Annotated in this window: 15 protein-coding genes; 1 reads left to right on the top strand and 14 read right to left on the bottom strand. The window is 40.7% G+C overall.

Annotation, left to right across the window (positions count from 1 at the left end):
- Positions 1-24: 24 nt before the first annotated feature.
- The 10 genes from EO125_RS03810 to EO125_RS03765 all read right to left on the bottom strand — a co-directional run bounded on the left by EO125_RS03810 (position 25) and on the right by EO125_RS03765 (position 8,359).
- Positions 25-297 (bottom strand): GIY-YIG nuclease family protein, encoded by a 273-nt coding sequence (locus EO125_RS03810; protein ID WP_062401102.1) that lies wholly within the window; start codon positions 295-297, stop codon positions 25-27.
- A gap of 1 nt (position 298) precedes the next feature.
- Positions 299-925 carry a peptidylprolyl isomerase gene (locus EO125_RS03805; protein WP_127147731.1) on the bottom strand — a complete coding sequence of 209 codons (627 nt, stop codon included), beginning with the start codon at positions 923-925 and terminating at the stop codon, positions 299-301.
- A 108-nt stretch (positions 926-1,033) separates the two neighbouring features.
- A complete protein-coding gene (locus EO125_RS03800; RefSeq protein ID WP_127147730.1) occupies positions 1,034-1,528 on the bottom strand; it encodes a pyridoxamine 5'-phosphate oxidase family protein in 495 nt (164 codons plus the stop codon).
- 383 nt (positions 1,529-1,911) lie between these two features.
- Positions 1,912-2,586, bottom strand: a complete 675-nt coding sequence (locus EO125_RS03795; RefSeq protein WP_127147729.1) for an energy-coupling factor transporter transmembrane protein EcfT — start codon at positions 2,584-2,586, stop codon at positions 1,912-1,914.
- Positions 2,587-2,596: 10 nt separating this feature from the next.
- Positions 2,597-3,403: an energy-coupling factor ABC transporter ATP-binding protein gene (locus EO125_RS03790; protein WP_127147728.1), complete on the bottom strand. Its 807-nt coding sequence runs from the start codon at positions 3,401-3,403 to the stop codon at positions 2,597-2,599.
- Between the two features lies 1 nt (position 3,404).
- A complete protein-coding gene (locus EO125_RS03785; protein ID WP_127147727.1) occupies positions 3,405-4,871 on the bottom strand; it encodes an energy-coupling factor ABC transporter ATP-binding protein in 1,467 nt (488 codons plus the stop codon).
- A 172-nt stretch (positions 4,872-5,043) separates the two neighbouring features.
- A complete protein-coding gene (locus EO125_RS03780) occupies positions 5,044-5,790 on the bottom strand; it encodes an ATP-binding cassette domain-containing protein (protein ID WP_164726429.1) in 747 nt (248 codons plus the stop codon).
- A complete protein-coding gene (locus tag EO125_RS03775) occupies positions 5,790-6,560 on the bottom strand; it encodes an ABC transporter ATP-binding protein (RefSeq protein WP_127147725.1) in 771 nt (256 codons plus the stop codon). The genes EO125_RS03780 and EO125_RS03775 overlap by 1 nt, the downstream gene beginning before the upstream one ends.
- Positions 6,561-6,614: 54 nt before the next feature.
- Positions 6,615-7,424 carry an ABC transporter permease gene (locus EO125_RS03770; RefSeq protein ID WP_127147724.1) on the bottom strand — a complete coding sequence of 270 codons (810 nt, stop codon included), beginning with the start codon at positions 7,422-7,424 and terminating at the stop codon, positions 6,615-6,617.
- Positions 7,421-8,359 (bottom strand): ABC transporter permease, encoded by a 939-nt coding sequence (locus EO125_RS03765; RefSeq protein ID WP_127147723.1) that lies wholly within the window; start codon positions 8,357-8,359, stop codon positions 7,421-7,423. The genes EO125_RS03770 and EO125_RS03765 overlap by 4 nt, the downstream gene beginning before the upstream one ends.
- Positions 8,360-8,589: 230 nt before the next feature.
- Between EO125_RS03765 and EO125_RS03760 the strand changes: the two genes are divergently transcribed.
- On the top strand, positions 8,590-10,107 hold the full coding sequence (locus tag EO125_RS03760) for an ABC transporter substrate-binding protein (protein WP_127147722.1): 1,518 nt from the start codon (positions 8,590-8,592) through the stop codon (positions 10,105-10,107).
- 294 nt (positions 10,108-10,401) lie between these two features.
- Here EO125_RS03760 and EO125_RS10160 read toward each other — a convergent pair whose 3' ends face one another.
- From EO125_RS10160 to EO125_RS03740, 4 genes are all read right to left on the bottom strand, one after another.
- On the bottom strand, positions 10,402-12,186 hold the full coding sequence (locus EO125_RS10160) for an S-layer homology domain-containing protein (RefSeq protein ID WP_127147721.1): 1,785 nt from the start codon (positions 12,184-12,186) through the stop codon (positions 10,402-10,404).
- Between the two features lie 979 nt (positions 12,187-13,165).
- Positions 13,166-14,038 (bottom strand): 2-oxoacid:ferredoxin oxidoreductase subunit beta, encoded by an 873-nt coding sequence (locus tag EO125_RS03750; RefSeq protein WP_127147720.1) that lies wholly within the window; start codon positions 14,036-14,038, stop codon positions 13,166-13,168.
- The gene (locus tag EO125_RS03745) at positions 14,038-15,789 is read right to left on the bottom strand and encodes a 2-oxoacid:acceptor oxidoreductase subunit alpha (RefSeq protein WP_127147719.1); all 1,752 of its coding nucleotides are present in this window, start codon (positions 15,787-15,789) and stop codon (positions 14,038-14,040) included. The genes EO125_RS03750 and EO125_RS03745 overlap by 1 nt, the downstream gene beginning before the upstream one ends.
- Before the next feature lie 644 nt (positions 15,790-16,433).
- The gene (locus EO125_RS03740) at positions 16,434-17,126 is read right to left on the bottom strand and encodes a GntR family transcriptional regulator (RefSeq protein WP_127147718.1); all 693 of its coding nucleotides are present in this window, start codon (positions 17,124-17,126) and stop codon (positions 16,434-16,436) included.
- Between the last annotated feature and the right edge of the window lie 85 nt (positions 17,127-17,211).

The raw sequence follows: 17,211 nt of genomic DNA, 5'->3' as shown, positions 1-17,211 counted from the left end.
TCTCGTATTCACGCACTATCTGTATCATTTCATTATATCACAATTTGCCGCAATGAGGGCATCTTTTTGAGACCGTTCCATGCGCTTTACTTGCTGTTCCATAGATTGAGCATCTTGCTTTCTACTGAAAGCTGTGCTCCATACCAAAGTGACTGGTCTTCGACTTCGTGTATACTTGGCGCCCCCTTTAATTTCACCATTATGAGCTCGTATACGTTTTTCTAAATCTGTAGTCCATCCCGTATAGAGAGATCCATCTGCACAGCGTACCATATAGGTATAAAATTTTTCTTCCATCTTATTCACCAGCTGGGATTGGTGCTAAATCAACAGACTGAATCACCACTGGTTCTTTTGGTGCATCCCGTTTATCTCTCGGCACACGACTGATCGCTTCTACCACATCCATACCTTGTACCACTACGCCAAAGATGGTGTGTTTGTTATCTAACCATGGGGTTGGTGCCACAGTAATAAAAAACTGCGCATTCCCTGTATTGGGGCCTGCATTAGCCATCGCCAAGATACCCATTTTATTAAAGTGCAAATCATTGCTCACTTCATCAGGAATTGTATACCCTGGACCACCCTTTTTATTATCTCCACCTTGAATCATGAATCCATCGATAACACGGTGAAAGGTTAAATTATTGTAATATCCTTGCTCAATTAAACTTTTAAAGTTTTTCACAGTAATAGGTGCCTTACTACCATAGAGACGGACTTTGATATCGCCTTTATTTGTATGAATCGTTGCATATTCATCGGCGATTGGTGTCGCATCAAAGCTAGGCATTTTTGTTTCTACTTTTACGTTCTTTGTCACTTCTGACTTTGCTTGCTCAGCAGCGTCAGTACCACAAGCGGCCGTCACTACCAGCGTGGCTCCTAATAGTGCACTCAATAAGATTCGTTGTATATTCATTAGTAATTCCCCATTTCTAAAATAAAAAACCACCGTTAGATGAAACCTCTAACGGCGGTCTTTATTTATTGTATCATACTTGACGCAGATGTGCAAAAAGAATCTACCCTATCTCGCTAAGACTTGACGAATATAATAGCCACGTGCTCGCAAGGAACCATTCAAGTAAACAATCTCATTCGATTTCACACGAATCAAATACAATGCATCATCACGTTCTAAAAGTTTTTCCATACCAATTTCTGTTAGTACCTTAGCATACGCTTCATCATCAGGGCCTAGCACCGTTGCTACACCTTGAATCTGAACACTCTTTGCCGTACCTGGACCCTCATAAGGATCGAACACAGTAAGCGATACATTTTTATCTTCTTCTAAGTGAAAGAATTTCTCACCACCTTCAGAGAAAATATCAATATATCCACCATGTACAGTATACGATAATGGCGTGCATCGTACACCCGTTTCACTATGCGTTGCTAACGCACACGTATGATGAGCTTTCAAAAAATCAACAATCTCAATATGCAATTCATCTGGGTCCATCTTTCTTGCAGTTTTATCCTTCTCTGTCCAAAAAGAAGCTGCCACTTTATAATCCATCAGTTCTCCTTTCAACCCCTGCACGAACTTACCTCATTCTATTATAGCACTAACAGCCATGTCCATTTCAAGTACTTGCAGAATAATTTTGAAAGTTATTATTAAAAACAGACCTCCACCCATTGAGGAACGCCGTTACGAGTAGCAGCCTTATGGCGTTCCCTTACTGACCAAATCACACAAACACAAGAAGAGCACGGCATGTTCTCAAACAACACCATCTTCCCCCCAAAGGAACGCAGTTAGGCGTAGCAGCCTTGTGGCGTTCCCTTACTGACCAAATCACACAAACATAAGAAGACCGCAACATGCTCCTGAACAAACCTAACCACTGTATCAGTTTGAGAAGGAGTATGTTGCGGTCTTCCCTTTATCTTATTTAGTTACGAACGCCACAAAGCAAATAGCGTCACAAGGGTCGCTCCCAACATAACAAGAACTGCCACATAATCAATGCCCTGCAAGCTCACTTTCCGCATAAATGTATGTTGCTGATTTCCAAATCCTCGAAGTTCCAAGGACAATGCCATTGTCTCCGAACGACTCAAAGATTTCAGCATCAACGGTTGGATTACCGTCATGTAAGATTTTATCTTTGTCAGCCAATTCCCTTCTAAGGACATACCTCGACATGCCTGCGCCTCTTGAACGGCTTTACTTTCACGTAAAAAGTCAGGCACAAAGCGTAGGGCCGCTGTAAACATAAAGGCATAGGCATAGGGAATGCGACATTGTTGAACCAGCGCCACTGTTAAATCCTGCGTTTTCGTTGTCACGATAAGCATCATAAAGATGGTAGTCATCGTCAACATACGTAAAGCTGTTACAACCGCGGAGTCCACAGACCAGCTACCCAAGTACTGTACGATACCTAAGAACGCAGAAAACCCGATTAAGGCGAATAATGCTTTCCATTGACGGAACAAAATACCACCTATGAGCATTACCAGCAATTCTACTCCAAATAATGCTAACAATAGTTCCGGAGTTTTCATAGCAATGGCTAAGATGGACACGAAGATGGTTGCCCAAATTTTTGTTAATGGTACAAATTTCATCGGTCTCCTCCTATCCTTTCACATACTCTGCATAGCGCAGTTCAAACTCTTTCATAGATTTGCAATACCCTAAGGCTGGCACCGCTTCACTAAGCACCACGCTCGGTGGCTTCGTTAAACCCAGTTCTAACAGATCATCACGATGTGTAAATAGCTCTTCTGGGGATCCATCAAAAGCTTTTGTGCCATATCCCATAATGATCACTCGTGTAGAATATTCTGCCATAATTTCCATATCATGGGTAATGAGTAATATGGTCAAACCTTGGGCTTGCAATTCTTGCAACAACACAAGTAAACCTTTTGTTTCCGTCCCATCTTGACCGCTCGTTGGTTCATCAAGAATCAACAGTTTAGACTGCATCGCTAACGCTGAGGCGATGGCTACTCGTTGCTTTTCTCCACGGCGTAAGCCTAATGGATAGGATTCTGCTAAATGGGAAATGCCTACTCGTTCCAACGCATCTTTCACGATACTACGAACGGTTTCTTTGTCATACCCCAATTGTTCTGGCCCAAATGCCACCTCTTCTGCCACAGTTTGGCGGAACATTTGACGATCTGGCTGTTGAAATACATAGCCAATAAAACGCCCTCTTTCAGAGGTAGGCATATTCGTAATATCTTGACCGTCGTAAGAAATCTTACCTTCTACAGGCGTTTCTAAACCGACTAATAAACGGGTCACAGTGGTTTTTCCACAACCATTTCGACCGCCTAATGTAATGAACTCACCATTCCCAATTGTGAAAGTTACGTCTTTCATAATATCTTGTCCTGGTACATAGGAAAAGCGCAAATTTTCAACTGTCAACATATTAGCGTTCTCCTTTCATAAGACTAGACTGCGCAGATGCTAAAGACAACCATGGTGTATCTAAATCAATCCCTTTTGCTACTAAGGATTTATAGGTTACAAATAAGGATGGCAATGCATCTACGTATGTGTTCGTATCATACATATAAGACAATACATCTTCTACAGAGCTGTCGATTTTTAGCTCCCCACCATCGATTAATACCATACGATTTGCGTATGGTAAGACAGCATGTAAATCGTGGTCAATAACCACAACAGTAATACCATGGTCACGATTCAAGGAACCTACTAAGCGATATAACTCTTCTGTGCCTTCTGGATCTAAAGAGCTTGTGGGTTCATCTAAGACCAAAATAGATGGGTTTACAGCTAACACAGAGGCAATTGCCAACCGCTGACGTTGCCCCCCAGACAAGCTGTACACATTGCGATCTTCCAATCCAGTTAAGCCTACTTGTTCTAACACGATGGCTGTACGCTCTTGAATCGCCTCCGCTGTATAGCCACGATTTTCAAGGGCAAAGGCTACTTCCTCTGCCACCGTCATGGTCACTAGTTGTGTATCATAGTCGGCTAAGACGATACCGATATCATCTGCGACGTCTGGAATTTCTAATTGCGTCACTGCTTTGCCGTTGATGAACACCATACCTTCCATAGTTCCGCCATAGAACTTCGGTACCGCTCCTGCCATAGCCATACAGATGGTAGATTTACCACAGCCTGCTGGTCCTGTAATGACAAGAAAATCTCCTTCATGTACTACTAAGTTAATGTCTTTCACGGCATACTTTGTTTGGTTTCCATAGCGATAACTCATATGGTCAATGACAATTGGTGCTTTCACAGATGGTACAATATGTAAATCACTGTGGTCACTACTGTCCGTCAATTGTTGACCTTTCACAGTTTGACGAGCCAATAATTTTTGCGCCGGAATGTACAAAAATGGTGCCACTACGGCATTACAAAGGGCCACCATCAATACCAATGGCCACATAGCGTTCCAATACACATTGCTCGGCAATCCTAACACGAGGTATAAACAGGTAATGAAAGCTCCACCAGACGCCACGGTACTGATGAAAGCACTCAATATAGGCATCAAATTTAGTTTACCAATTTTTAGATTAGAAATGTAATGTACTAACACGGCGCATGTGAAAGCCCCCAAAGGCTCACTAATCAGGTTCCCGTAGGGCAATGCCGATTTTGACGTGAATACATTGATTAAAGCTGCTACCAAACCAATCCCCAAACTTTGTCTCAGTGTGGGACGTGTTAAGTTGATAGCTACACAATAGGTAGCTATAGTCCAGTTCGGCGTCACCCCTGCCACACTTGGCGATACTGCATGCAAAATCGTTCCCAATGCTAGCATGATGGTACTTACTGTTATCCAACGAAACTGACCGCCTTGTACATGCGTATAAGTCAATTTCGACACATCTTTGATTTCTTTCATTCCATCCTCCCTATCTTCCATATCACTTGTATTGTATATTCTAAAATACAATTATACTATTTTTTTACGATTCATGCTATCACTAGGGTAATATTTATTTCAACAAAAAACCGCAACACTTTCTTCAATAAGAAACTGTTGCGGTCTTTACCACTTCATAGACGATAGCCATTTACCCACGGCTAGCTGCCAATAATTGTTTTGTATACGGATGCGTTGCCAATCCCAAATCTTTTGATGCCAAAGTTTCTACAATCGTACCTTCTTTCATCACAATAATACGATCCGTAAGGGCTTGCAAAACGCCTAGGTCATGGCTGACGAACACATAGGTAAACGGTTGCTCTTCATAAACATTTTGAATGAGTTCGACGACCCGCGCTTGATTGCACACATCGAGGGCACTGGTCGGCTCATCAAATAAAACAAGCTCAGCGCCGACTGCCATCATACGGGCTAAAGCCAATCGCTGTAACTGACCTCCGCTCAATTCATGGCGGTATTTCTTCCACACCGATGTATCCAATCCCACCTTTGAAAGCCACCATTCACAGCGCTCTTTCGCCTCTTGTTTTGTGCCTATCCCAAAATTTACGCAAGGCTCTAGCATAAATTCTCCTAATGCCATACGAGGGCTAATGCTGTAAAAGGAGTTTTGGAACATCACTTGCAAGGAACGATAGAGCTCTCTCTCATTTCCTTTCCATTGGGAGGTAGATTTTCCAAACAAAGAAAGGGTCCCAGAAGTTGGCTCTTCTTGCAAGGATAGCAATCGCAACAAGGTACTTTTACCAGATCCACTGCCACCGGCAATTCCGATGCGCTCTCGTTCTTGTACAGACAAACTCACATCTTGCAGTGCTGTCACCGTTTCCCCTTTGCGGGTATATAGTTTGCTGACGCCCTGAACTTCTAGTATCATACTTTCACCTCCTGCAAGGACTGTAAAAGCAGTTTCGTATATTCATGTTGCGGATTCGATAAGACCTCTTCGGTCTTACCGATTTCCACTAACACACCTTCATGCATAATGCCTACTCGATCCGCCAATCTACGGGCTATCTGAATATTGTGTGTGATAAACAGCAACGTATTCTGCAACCGCTGTTGCACCTCTTCTAGGACTTTTACAATATCCTGTTGCACCAATACATCAAGAGCACTAGTCGGTTCATCTGCAATCAGTAGTTGTGGATGTATGAGTAAACTCATAACGATGGCCACACGCTGTTGCATGCCCCCACTCAGTTGAAATGGATAGGACTCAAGTAGTGCCTTTCCTTGTGGTAAGGAAACAGCCTCTAGCAGGTTCAAAATGTCGCCTTCATCGTAGGCCTTTCCATGGGAGGCTAAGATTACTTTCATCTGCTCTCCAATGCGTTTGAATGGGTTTAAATAATTACCTGGATTTTGATAAATCATGGCTATATGTACACCACGTACACCCTGCCATTCTTTAGGTCCATAAGTGAGCAAATTATCTCCCCCATAGTGGATGGCTCCCGTCAGGTCTGCCTGTTCTAACAAACCTAAGAAAGCTTTCGCTACAGTAGATTTTCCGGACCCACTTTCACCAATGATGGCAAAGATTTCATTCTGTTTTAACGTGAAAGATACTTCTTTCACGACCTTTACTCCATCGTAAGAGACGGATAAATTATCTACGCTTACTAAATCTGTATTAGTCAATGGTACTATCCTTTGTCATTACATAAGAATCAAATTGGGCTAATATTTCGCCCTTTACACATGCCTACCATCTTGTAAGGCATCACTAATGTAATTTAATAACACAACAGTGATAAAAATTGCTAACCCTGGATAGATTAATAGCCAAGGCGCTGTTTGCAAGAAATCTCGAGCATTCAGCAAGATAGCACCCCATTCTGGTGTAGGCGGTTGTACGCCAATGCCGATCAAGGAAAAGCTTGCCACCGTAATAATCGTGTCTCCCATATGTTGAATGATGACCAACAATAGAGTCCCTCGAAGATTGGGAATCATGTAGCGACGGATAATGCGCCACAAGGATGCCCCAGACATGCGTGCTACAACCACATATTGTGCTTGCTTTTCTAAATTCACCAAGTTCCGCGTAATCTTTGCGTATTCTGCCCAACGAGTTAAACACAGTGAAATGATAATATTTTCCACAGACGGCCCCAATATACCGATGCAGGCAATGGCCACGATCATGCTAGGGAACCCTAGTACCATATCGATGCAACGCGATCCCAATTCATCAATATACCAAGGGCTCATACTTAGCAAACCACCGATACAAATGCCAATGATACTGCTAATGGCAATGATGGATATGGCTATGAACAACGAATCTTGTCCGCCCCATAATATCCTTGAAAGTACATCACGCCCCAATTGGTCCGTGCCTAATAAATGCGTTGCACTTATATCTTGTAATCTAGCCCCTAAATTTGTCTCATTAGGGTCAAAGGGAGCTAAGTGAGAACCAAATAGAAAGAGTCCCATCCAAAGTATAGTCAGTAAAATGGCCCCTAAGAGTAGCTTATCTTGTTTCCATATACGAATCATGGGCGCCCTCCATATCTTCTTTCAGGATGAAGTAAGTACATCCATATATCCACCGATGTATTGACTACCACATAGACTAGAGAAATCCATACGATATAACTTTGAATCACAATATAATCACGACTAATAATACCATGCACCATGAGTTGGCCCATCCCTTTGACAGAAAATACCGTTTCAATCACTGCAGAACCGCCCAACATAGCACCGGTCGTAATCCCTAACATGGATAACAGCACAAGGCGCACCTGAGGAATGATGTAATCACGATAGATATATGCCGTACGTATACCCATCGTTTTTGCTCCTATTACCGGCAACGACGCATAGGCTTGCACCACTGCGTTGCGAACACGACGAATGTATAAGCCACAAAACCAAATCGCCAAGGTAATACTCGGCAACACGTAAGCACTTAGCCCCTTCGTATTTGTCACAGAGAAAATAGGAATCTTCACAGCTAGGGCATATAATAATAACAAACCTACCCAAAATGCTGGTACCGCCAATGCTAGAAAGGATACTATACGCACCACATAATCGATCCAGGTATCTTTATAATGCGCTGCCAGTCCCCCTAACCCTATGGATAGGATACTGCCTAAACCAATGGAAACTGCCACCAAGGCTAAGGTTCTTGGCAAAGCACTTTGCAACAAATCTACAACAGGCACATTCAGGAAGATAGACTGCCCAAAATCTCCATGTAACATTTGCCACAACCAACGACCATATTGTATATACCAAGGGTCATTAAGGCCTAACTCTTGTCGAATTTGTTCCACTATAGTGGGATCTGGTGTCATACCTTGCAGATAAAACCGTGCTGACACTGGATCTACAGAAGACATTTGCATTAAGAGAAACGTTCCCAATGTGACTGCCAATAATACACCTACCATAGATGCCAATTTATATAATAATATTCGTACCATATCAATCCACCTTTCTTATATACATTCTCTATTAAAGTATATAGGATAGGACCTCTCTTTGTAAATATAACAATTTAATTTTATTCCTTATGTTGATTAAATATATAATTACAAAGGTATTTAACAACTTATACCCTTCCAATATGCATCCATTTTTATGAGAATTATTGTCTTTTATAGAGGAATACAGTATACTATAGTTGTTCTTTAGTTTTTTATAAGGAGGATATATGAAAAAATGGGTTGCATTAGCAATGACGCTGTTTGTTGCTATCGGTTTAATTGCTGGCTGTGGTTCTGATGAATCAAGCAAAAATGGTAAGCATTTAAATCTTGGTTTATATTGGTTTGGTGAAACATTGAATCCTACACATGAATGGGATGCTTGGACATTGACACGAATCGGTGCCGGTGAAACGTTGGTAACGGTAAGTTCAGATATGAAATTCGAACCTCAGTTAGCCGATTCCTGGGAAGTGGTGGATCCTTTAACATGGAAATTCCATATTCGCGAAAACGTAAAATTCCATAATGGTTCTATGATGACACCTACGGCGGTAAAAGCATCTCTTGAGCGCACAATTGCCGAAAGCAAGCGTTCCAAAGAAGCTGTAAAGATAGACTCTATTACAGTGGATGGTCAAAATCTAATTATTAAAACAACAGAACCAAATGTTGATTTACTAGCTAGTTTAACTGAGCCTGCTTTTGTCATCGTAGATGTACAAGGCACAACAGATATGGATAATACGCCAATTTTGACTGGCCCTTACAAAATTGTAAAACATACTAAAAAAGAAGAAATTCAGTTGGATCAGTTCAAAGAGTACTGGGGTGGAACACCTGCGTTAGATTCTTTAACAGTTAAAGATCTAGAAGATAATAATAAACGTGCTATGGCTCTACAGTCTAAAGATGTAGATATGATCCAAAAGGTAGATAGTGCTAATCGAAGTTTATTTGAAAAGGGTGATTATAACATCATTGAGTCCGCAGGGGTTCGCACATATATGCTACAGCTAAATGTTCGTGAAGGCAATGTATTATCAAATCCAACCGTACGAGCAGCTATCGCAAATATGATTGATTATGATGCATTAGCAAAAGTAATCGGTAATGGTGCCGTTACTGGAGGTGCGCCATTCCCTCCAACAGCCAACCTAGGCTTTGACGAACTAAAAAATAAACAGCATAAAGATTTAGCTAAAGCAGATGAATTACTAAAACAAGCTGGTTACACAAAACAAGGTGCTACCTACATGAAAGATGGCAAACCATTACACTTAGTGTTAGCTCTTTTTGGTAAAGATAGTAGCGTTTACGAAAAACTTCAAGATGATTTAAAACAAGCTGGTGTTGAAGTGGAATTAAAACGTGTACAAGGTCCTGATGAATTACTAACTTTAGCTCCTAATGGTTTTGATATGGGCGAAACAAACTGGGTAACAATGTCCACAAATGATCCATATTGGTTCCTTAGCCTAGCTTTCAAAAGTGGTGCCAAATCCAATCGTGGCGACTATTCAAATCCGAAGGTTGATGAGTTAATTAATAAAATGACAACCACATTTAACGAAGAAGAACGCACAGCGATTGTCAAGGATATTCAAAATGTGTTGCTAGAAGATAGTGCTGGTTATTTCTTATACTATCCAAGTGCTAATGTAGTAACAACAAAACGAGTAAAAAATGTGAAAGTATTCCCTATTGACTACTATGTGATTACAAAAGACACCACTGTAGAATAACGGTATACTAGATTCAATTTCTTGCATATAAGAGCTGTATAAAATGTAACTACAATAAAATAAAAAGAAACATAAGTGAGATGCATGATATATATCTGATTTCAGGTATAACAAAGTAGCCTCACTTATGTTTCTTTTTTTTATAGTTTTACGTTTCTCATCAAAAGGACATCATGAATACAATTGGGGTTATAGTCCAAACCGCGCCACTTCTGAAAACTTTCATCCAGTTTCAGAAATGACGCGGCTTTTTGCACTATTATCAGAAGTGCTACATCATGTATTCAGTTCTTCTTAGAATTTATATTCCACTTGTCCGAAGTATTTCGCAGCAGGTGCCACAGCGCCATGATAAATTTCCACTGGGCTGCCTTTGAAAGCATATCCCACTTTCACATTTGCATTTTTATCAAATGCATAGTTTACAGTGGCTACGAATCCTTTCCAGTTTTTAATATACCGAGCGTCATAAGTAGAAGATGCTAAGATTGGACTGTTTTGTCCCAAATGGAAGTATTGCAAGCCTAGAGTTACATCACCATAGTTGTAGCGAGTACCTACCATCCATGCATTACGTCCTTTTCCTTCACGAAGCACTGGCAATGCCATTTTATTGTCTTCCCCAGCTGTACGTTTTGCGTATTCTCCGTTCCAACCAAAACGACCATGGTCACCTAGTAAGGCTACTCCATAAATACGGTGAGAGAATCCTACATGACTACCGATGAAAGCTTGTGCCAACGCATTATTCGGCGCTTTATGAGAGTTTAAGGACGCCATGTAGACTTTACCAGAAATATGTTTTGTAATTGGCGCTTGCAATTGACCATAGGTCATGATTTGACCAATTTCCTTCGCATTTGTTGTCAATTCAGTTGGATAACCATACCCTACAGTAAGTTTTGTTGTACCAAGTTTAGTCGTTCCTATGATGCCGTCAAAGTCTCCATCAAAGACTAAACCGTCACCAAACATGGCCCCTAAACGACCAGCCATCACTTGCGATGTACCGAAGCGATGAGATACCCATAAACGATCTACCTCTGTTTGCTTTTGCGTACCTGCACCAAACTCACTTTCCTGAGCCAAACGAATACCGAATTTTGTGTGTTCGTTCACATCTGCCATGGCATTTACACGCACACGATAGGACGTAGTAGATTGCTTTTTGCCTTTTAGACCGTATTGCTGGGATAAATTGTAGATGTATTCTGGGAGTTTGGAACCTTCGTAGTAAGCTTGATACCGATTCTCTATCTCGGTATACTTGTCTCCCAAGCCTTTTTTATGTGGCTGTGCAGCTTCATATACCATTTTCATAGCTTCATAGTTTGTCGCTGTATCTGGTATGTTTAAATTCACAGTGAATACTCTAAGTGCATTTTTCCATAATTCAATCTGATCTTTAAAATCTGGATTCAACGGCTTATTTGCCTCTTTATAACTTTCGACAAAGCCTTGTCCATTATGAACTTGATCACTAGCAAGACCTCTCAAAAAGGCCGTAGCAGCTTCATTTCCATCAACACTTGGGCCTATTGCATCAGATTGGACATCCAACTTCCCAGCCCCATCAATGGTATCTCCAGAGAAGTGCACTTCATGCATGCCTTTGTTCAAAGTCACTTCTTTACCGTTTACCTTAATTTTTGTATTATCTGCCGGTGCATTGAGGTAAATGCCATGCTCCTGTTGTCCATCGAAGCGGAAGCGCATCTCCCCAGTAAAGCTAACGTTGCCCACTTTACGTTCTAAGTTTTCCACTCGAACTCCAAGATTGTGTAACTCTTCACTGAACTCTTGAGCCAATTTATTCAATACCGCTTGTTGCTCCCCATTCATGCGATCTTGTTGATTCAAGGCTTTTGCTACCATTTGTGCCATTTCAAAGCGAGTGATATTATTACCACCTTGGAACGTGCCATCAGGATAGCCATTCACCACCCCTTGCGATGCCAATCGTGCCACTGCTTGATACGCCCAGTCCTGTGGTGTTACATCCGTGAAAGGATTAGCCCCTAACACAGTAGTCATACCTAGCATAGTCGTTACCGCTAACGCTGAAATTGTTTTCTTCATAATTATACCCCATCTCTAAATACACAACTACTACATATACAGCATACAATCAATTCTACATATATTACAAAAAGTCTCCATGTTTCCTTTTTATGATAATCTATCTCCTTTTGATTATATACTTATTTTTATGTTACCATATGCCAATTCACAAAATCAACACTAACCTTTTTAAAACCATAACAATTGTTCATAATTCAGTTGCAAATAATACGTATCGAATAATAAATTAACAACAATACCCCTATATAAAACTTAATACATCGTCTATTGTACACAGACTTAGTATAATGACACCAGATTTTACTTATGCTATACTATAGACGTATAGGTTGAGTGTTTCCATCAAAACAAAGAAACCCCACAGCGCCTACTGTGGGGGTTTTGCTTTTTTTAGATGACAATTCTCTCTATTTGTGATAAACTATAAGCAACAAGTTGATTAAGTTCCATTGGGACGACGAAACCCCACAGCTGCTACTGTGGGGTTTCTACTTTTTAAAGAGAGCTACCTCCATACTAGGCTAGTTACCCTTAAATCTCCTGTCTAACCATTTGCAGAAATAATAACTAACTATTCCTGCCACAACAGAGATTGTAAAGCTGATTAAGAAATCCATTGGTTCACCCCCTTCCTGTCACCAGTATTGGGGAGGTAACATCTACAGTATAGCAAAAATTCACAAACTATAAAACAAATATTCCAAACAAACTATACAATCCCCCTAAAAACACATCACTCCACAAAACATCTATCAAGAAAAGCCGCGTTACTTACTAAAAACTTTAGCGTAGGTCAGTTTTTAGAAGTGACGCGGCTTTTCCTCCCCCTCGAGTCCCCCCAATAGAAACAACATATCTCACCACATACTATAGTAATGCAAAAGAAAAGCTGTGTTGCTTACTGAAAACTTTCGCCAGTTTTCAGAAGTAACACAGCTTTTCTATCACTCATACTTTTAATGGAGATATGTTGTTTCTATTTAAACTCGTTGCAAAGAGCTTCAAACATCTCTGCATCTGGTTTCACCACGTCATGCACTAATGCACGAGCATGTGGACCACCATTAGCAGCATATAATGCTTGTTCAAAGGATGGTTTTGTTGTATCTTGATAAATCAAACCTGTTACAAGACCATTAGTTTCCCCTAACATAGCAAATGCTTCTGCACGGTTTGTTGGATCGTAACCTTCTGGCAAGTTTACTAGATTATCTTTGAAGTAATCATAACCATTTTGTTTATTGTAGGTTACGCAAGGGCTGAACACGTTGATGAAAGAGAATCCTTCATGTTGCATACCTTGTTTAATCAAGTCCACCAATTGTGCACGGTTTACCATGTAGCTTTGTGCTACGAAAGTAGCCCCAGAAGCGATAGCTGTTTCACAGATTGGCAATGGACTTTCAAAAGAACCATGTGGAGACGTTTTTGTCACAAAACCCACGTCAGAACGAGGAGATGTTTGTCCTTTTGTCAAACCATACACATGGTTATCCATAACTACATAGGTAATATTCACATTACGTTTGAAAGCATGGATGGTATGGCCCATACCGATAGCGAAGGCATCACCGTCACCACCACAAACTACAACGTTCATATCTTCATTCGCCAGTTTCACACCTTGTGCATAGGGAAGTGCACGACCATGTGTAGTATGCGCACCATAGGCATAGAAGTAACCACCGATACGGCTAGAGCAACCGATGCCGGAGATAACAGCCAATTTTTCAGGCGCAATATCAAGAGCTGCTACTGCATCAGCGATAGCTGCTTGAACCCCATAATGACCACAACCTGGGCACCAGTTAGGGCGGATGTCATTTCTATATTGATTTGCTGTTGCCATTATAAAACCTCCTTAATTGCCGCTTTTACATAAGATGTTGTAAATGGATTACCATCGTATTTTAAGCAACTAGAAAGTTTTTCTTTATTCGGCATGTTGATGCGGAACAAATTAGTCAATTGACCTGTTGCATTTTGCTCACAGATCACAACTTTTTTAGCACTGTTATAGAATGGTAGCAATTGTTCTTTCGGGAACGGTTTAATCAAACGAAGTTGTAAATGGTTCACTTTGTGGCCTTCTGCCTCTAATTCCACCACTGCTTCTTCGATAGCACCACGGCTAGAGTTAATACCGATCACAAGAACATCTGCTTCCTCATGTTTTGCATTCTTTAAGAATGGTTCATATACGTCCGCTACTGTAGATAATTTACGGAAACGTTTATCTGTTTGTGCCACGTGCATAGAAGGCGCTTCTGCTGGTTTACCTTCTTCATTATGCTCAAGACCAGTAGACAAGAATAGACCGTTTTTCATGCCTGGGATGGTACGAGGGGAAATGCCGCTTTCAGTCAATTCAAAACGTTTGAAATATTTAGGATTTTCCAATGCTGGTAAATCTTCTTCTTTCATCAAATTGCCACGTTCAATACCAACACGGTTCAAATCGAATGTTGGTACAGATTGTTTATTCAAACCTTGTTGTAAATCAGGCATGAAAATTACTGGACATTGATATTGTTCTGCCAAGTTGAAAGCATGTTGAATTTCGTAGAAACATTCTTCAATGCTTGTTGGGGCGATAACGATATTGGAATAATCGCCATGCGCATTGTAGCAAGCTGCATCAATATCGGATGTTTCCACTTTTGTCGCCATACCTGTAGATGGGCCAGAACGTTGTACGTCGATAATGAGCATTGGCAATTCCGCCATAGATGCCATAGACAAGGATTCAGCCATCAAGCTCAAGCCAGGGCCAGATGTACATGTAAAGCCCCGTACGCCAGCGTATACACCACCCATCGCCATCATGCAAGCTGCAATTTCATCTTCTGTTTGTACCACAGTAGAACCAACTTTATCCATTTTCTTAATCATGTATTCCATGACTTCAGAAGCTGGAGTAATTGGGTAAGATGCCATGAAACGGGAACCCGCTGCGATGGCACCTAATGCTAATGCTTCATTACCAAGTAAGAACATTTGGTCTTTTGGTGTTGGTTTATCTAATGTATCTACTTCTACATCACCCAATTGTTCTTTCACAAGATCATAGCCCAATTGGAATGCTTGTAAATTTTTGGTAATAATATCTTCGGATTTTTTCGCAAAACGAGCTTTAATAGCTGTTAAGAACAACTCTGTTTCAAAGCCCAATAAGGCAACAGACATACCTAATGCCACGATATTACGCATCAACAAGGAACCTTGTTGTAATGCTGTTTCAGAAATTGGCAAGGAAAGACATGTGACTCCAGTACCTGTGAACGCTTCAAAATTAGGATTTACTTTGCTGTCGCAAATGATAAAACCACCTTCACGTACTTCTTTACCATGCATATCTACAGTTTCTTGGTCAAGTGCTACCAAGAAATCGATATGCTCACCCACTGTCATAATTTGTTCTAATGCGATACGTAATGCAAATGTTGTGTGACCACCTTTGATACGAGATGCAAATAAACGTTGGCTGTACAAGGAATATCCTTCTTTGGCAAGTATGGTTGCTAAAATTTCGCCGCAACTTTCAATACCTTCACCTTGCTGACCGCCCATTTTCCAGATAAAATCTTTACGTTTTTGCAAGAGATTCACCCTCCTTAGGATTGTAATATAGGACTACAGAAAGACTGTATTTACTATGTGTTTTTCATACACATCAATCTCTCAAAGCTTACTTCTAATGATAGCATTTTTACCGCTTTTCATCAATCATATTCCCATCATTTATATTCTATTTTCTATATCTCTCTTCGTCGTTCTCCATATCTATGTACCACTATAGGTCATTCATTAATACGTATTACATCCTACCTAGATTGGAGAGTAGCATACATCATACCAGTGATACCACAGATAGAAAAAATACAAAAACCCCGACCAAGAGAATAAAGCCGAGGTTTTTGTATTTGAGAAAAAAGAGAGAGAACATTTGAAATAGATTCAAATGTTTGTTGGGGCAATGGGGGGCGCCCCTTCGGTAAAAGTAGGGTCTTTTACCTGGGAAGGTATAAGATGAATCCTTCCCTATTGTAAGTTAGGTAGATAAAGAGAGAGATCTTTATCTTGCAAAGGTAGTGTGAACCCTTTGCTTAGTCATTATAGCAAATGCTTGTGTAAAAGTAAACACATGAATTTATAAATTCCTAGCCTTTTTATATATTTTTTATTTATTACCGCTATTAACTTACTAACATCGTAACCTATAAACGCCGTAATGACTGGATTTCTTACTTCTCCTTTTGCTTTGCTAATAGCTCTGCATGCGCTTTTTTAAATACGAAGGCATTTCGCACGTGAGCTCGCATCCGTTCTTCTGCTAATTGCCCATTGCGTTCATGGATAGCTTCCATAATTTGTTGATGTTCTAAATCGCATGAAATAGTACGTGTCTTATCTGATGTACTGATATACATATCACGATTCACCATTTCCCGAAAATCTGCTAAATAATCTGCCACACGCTCATTACCCGAAAATTCTGCAATCAATGTGTGAAAGCGACTATTAATGGCAACCCGTTCTTCTGGCTCTTCCGTCTGAATCCCTGCATCGCACACTTCTTGTAACTCTGCTAACTGCTCCTCTGTACATCGTTCTGCACAAAGTCTAGCCCCCAAGCCTTCCATTACTTCACGACATTGATACATGGCTACAATTTCCTCTGGAGAGTAGCCTTTCACCGTCACACCTTTCCATGGCTTGATAACCACCAAATTATCTTTCGCTAGTTTACGAAATGCTTCACGTACTGGTGTAGCGCTCACATGTAATTGTTCTGCAATACGCACTTCACTCAATTTCATATTTGGTTTTAAAGAACCCGTCAAAATAGATTGCTTTAACGACATATACACTTGTTCACTCAACGGCAGTCGCCCAATTGAAATACTATGTAAACGATATTCTTCCGTCTTATCCATCAAATCACCCTCCAGGATGTTACCGTTCTATACTTTCACCTACTCTTGGCATGCGTAACATTGTTCTTTCATTATACGTGAAATA

This window comes from Veillonella sp. VA139, from assembly GCF_003992005.1.
Lineage (GTDB): Bacteria > Bacillota > Negativicutes > Veillonellales > Veillonellaceae > F0422.
Note: the sequence above shows the minus strand (reverse complement) of the source record. Positions and strands in the feature narration are given on the sequence as shown.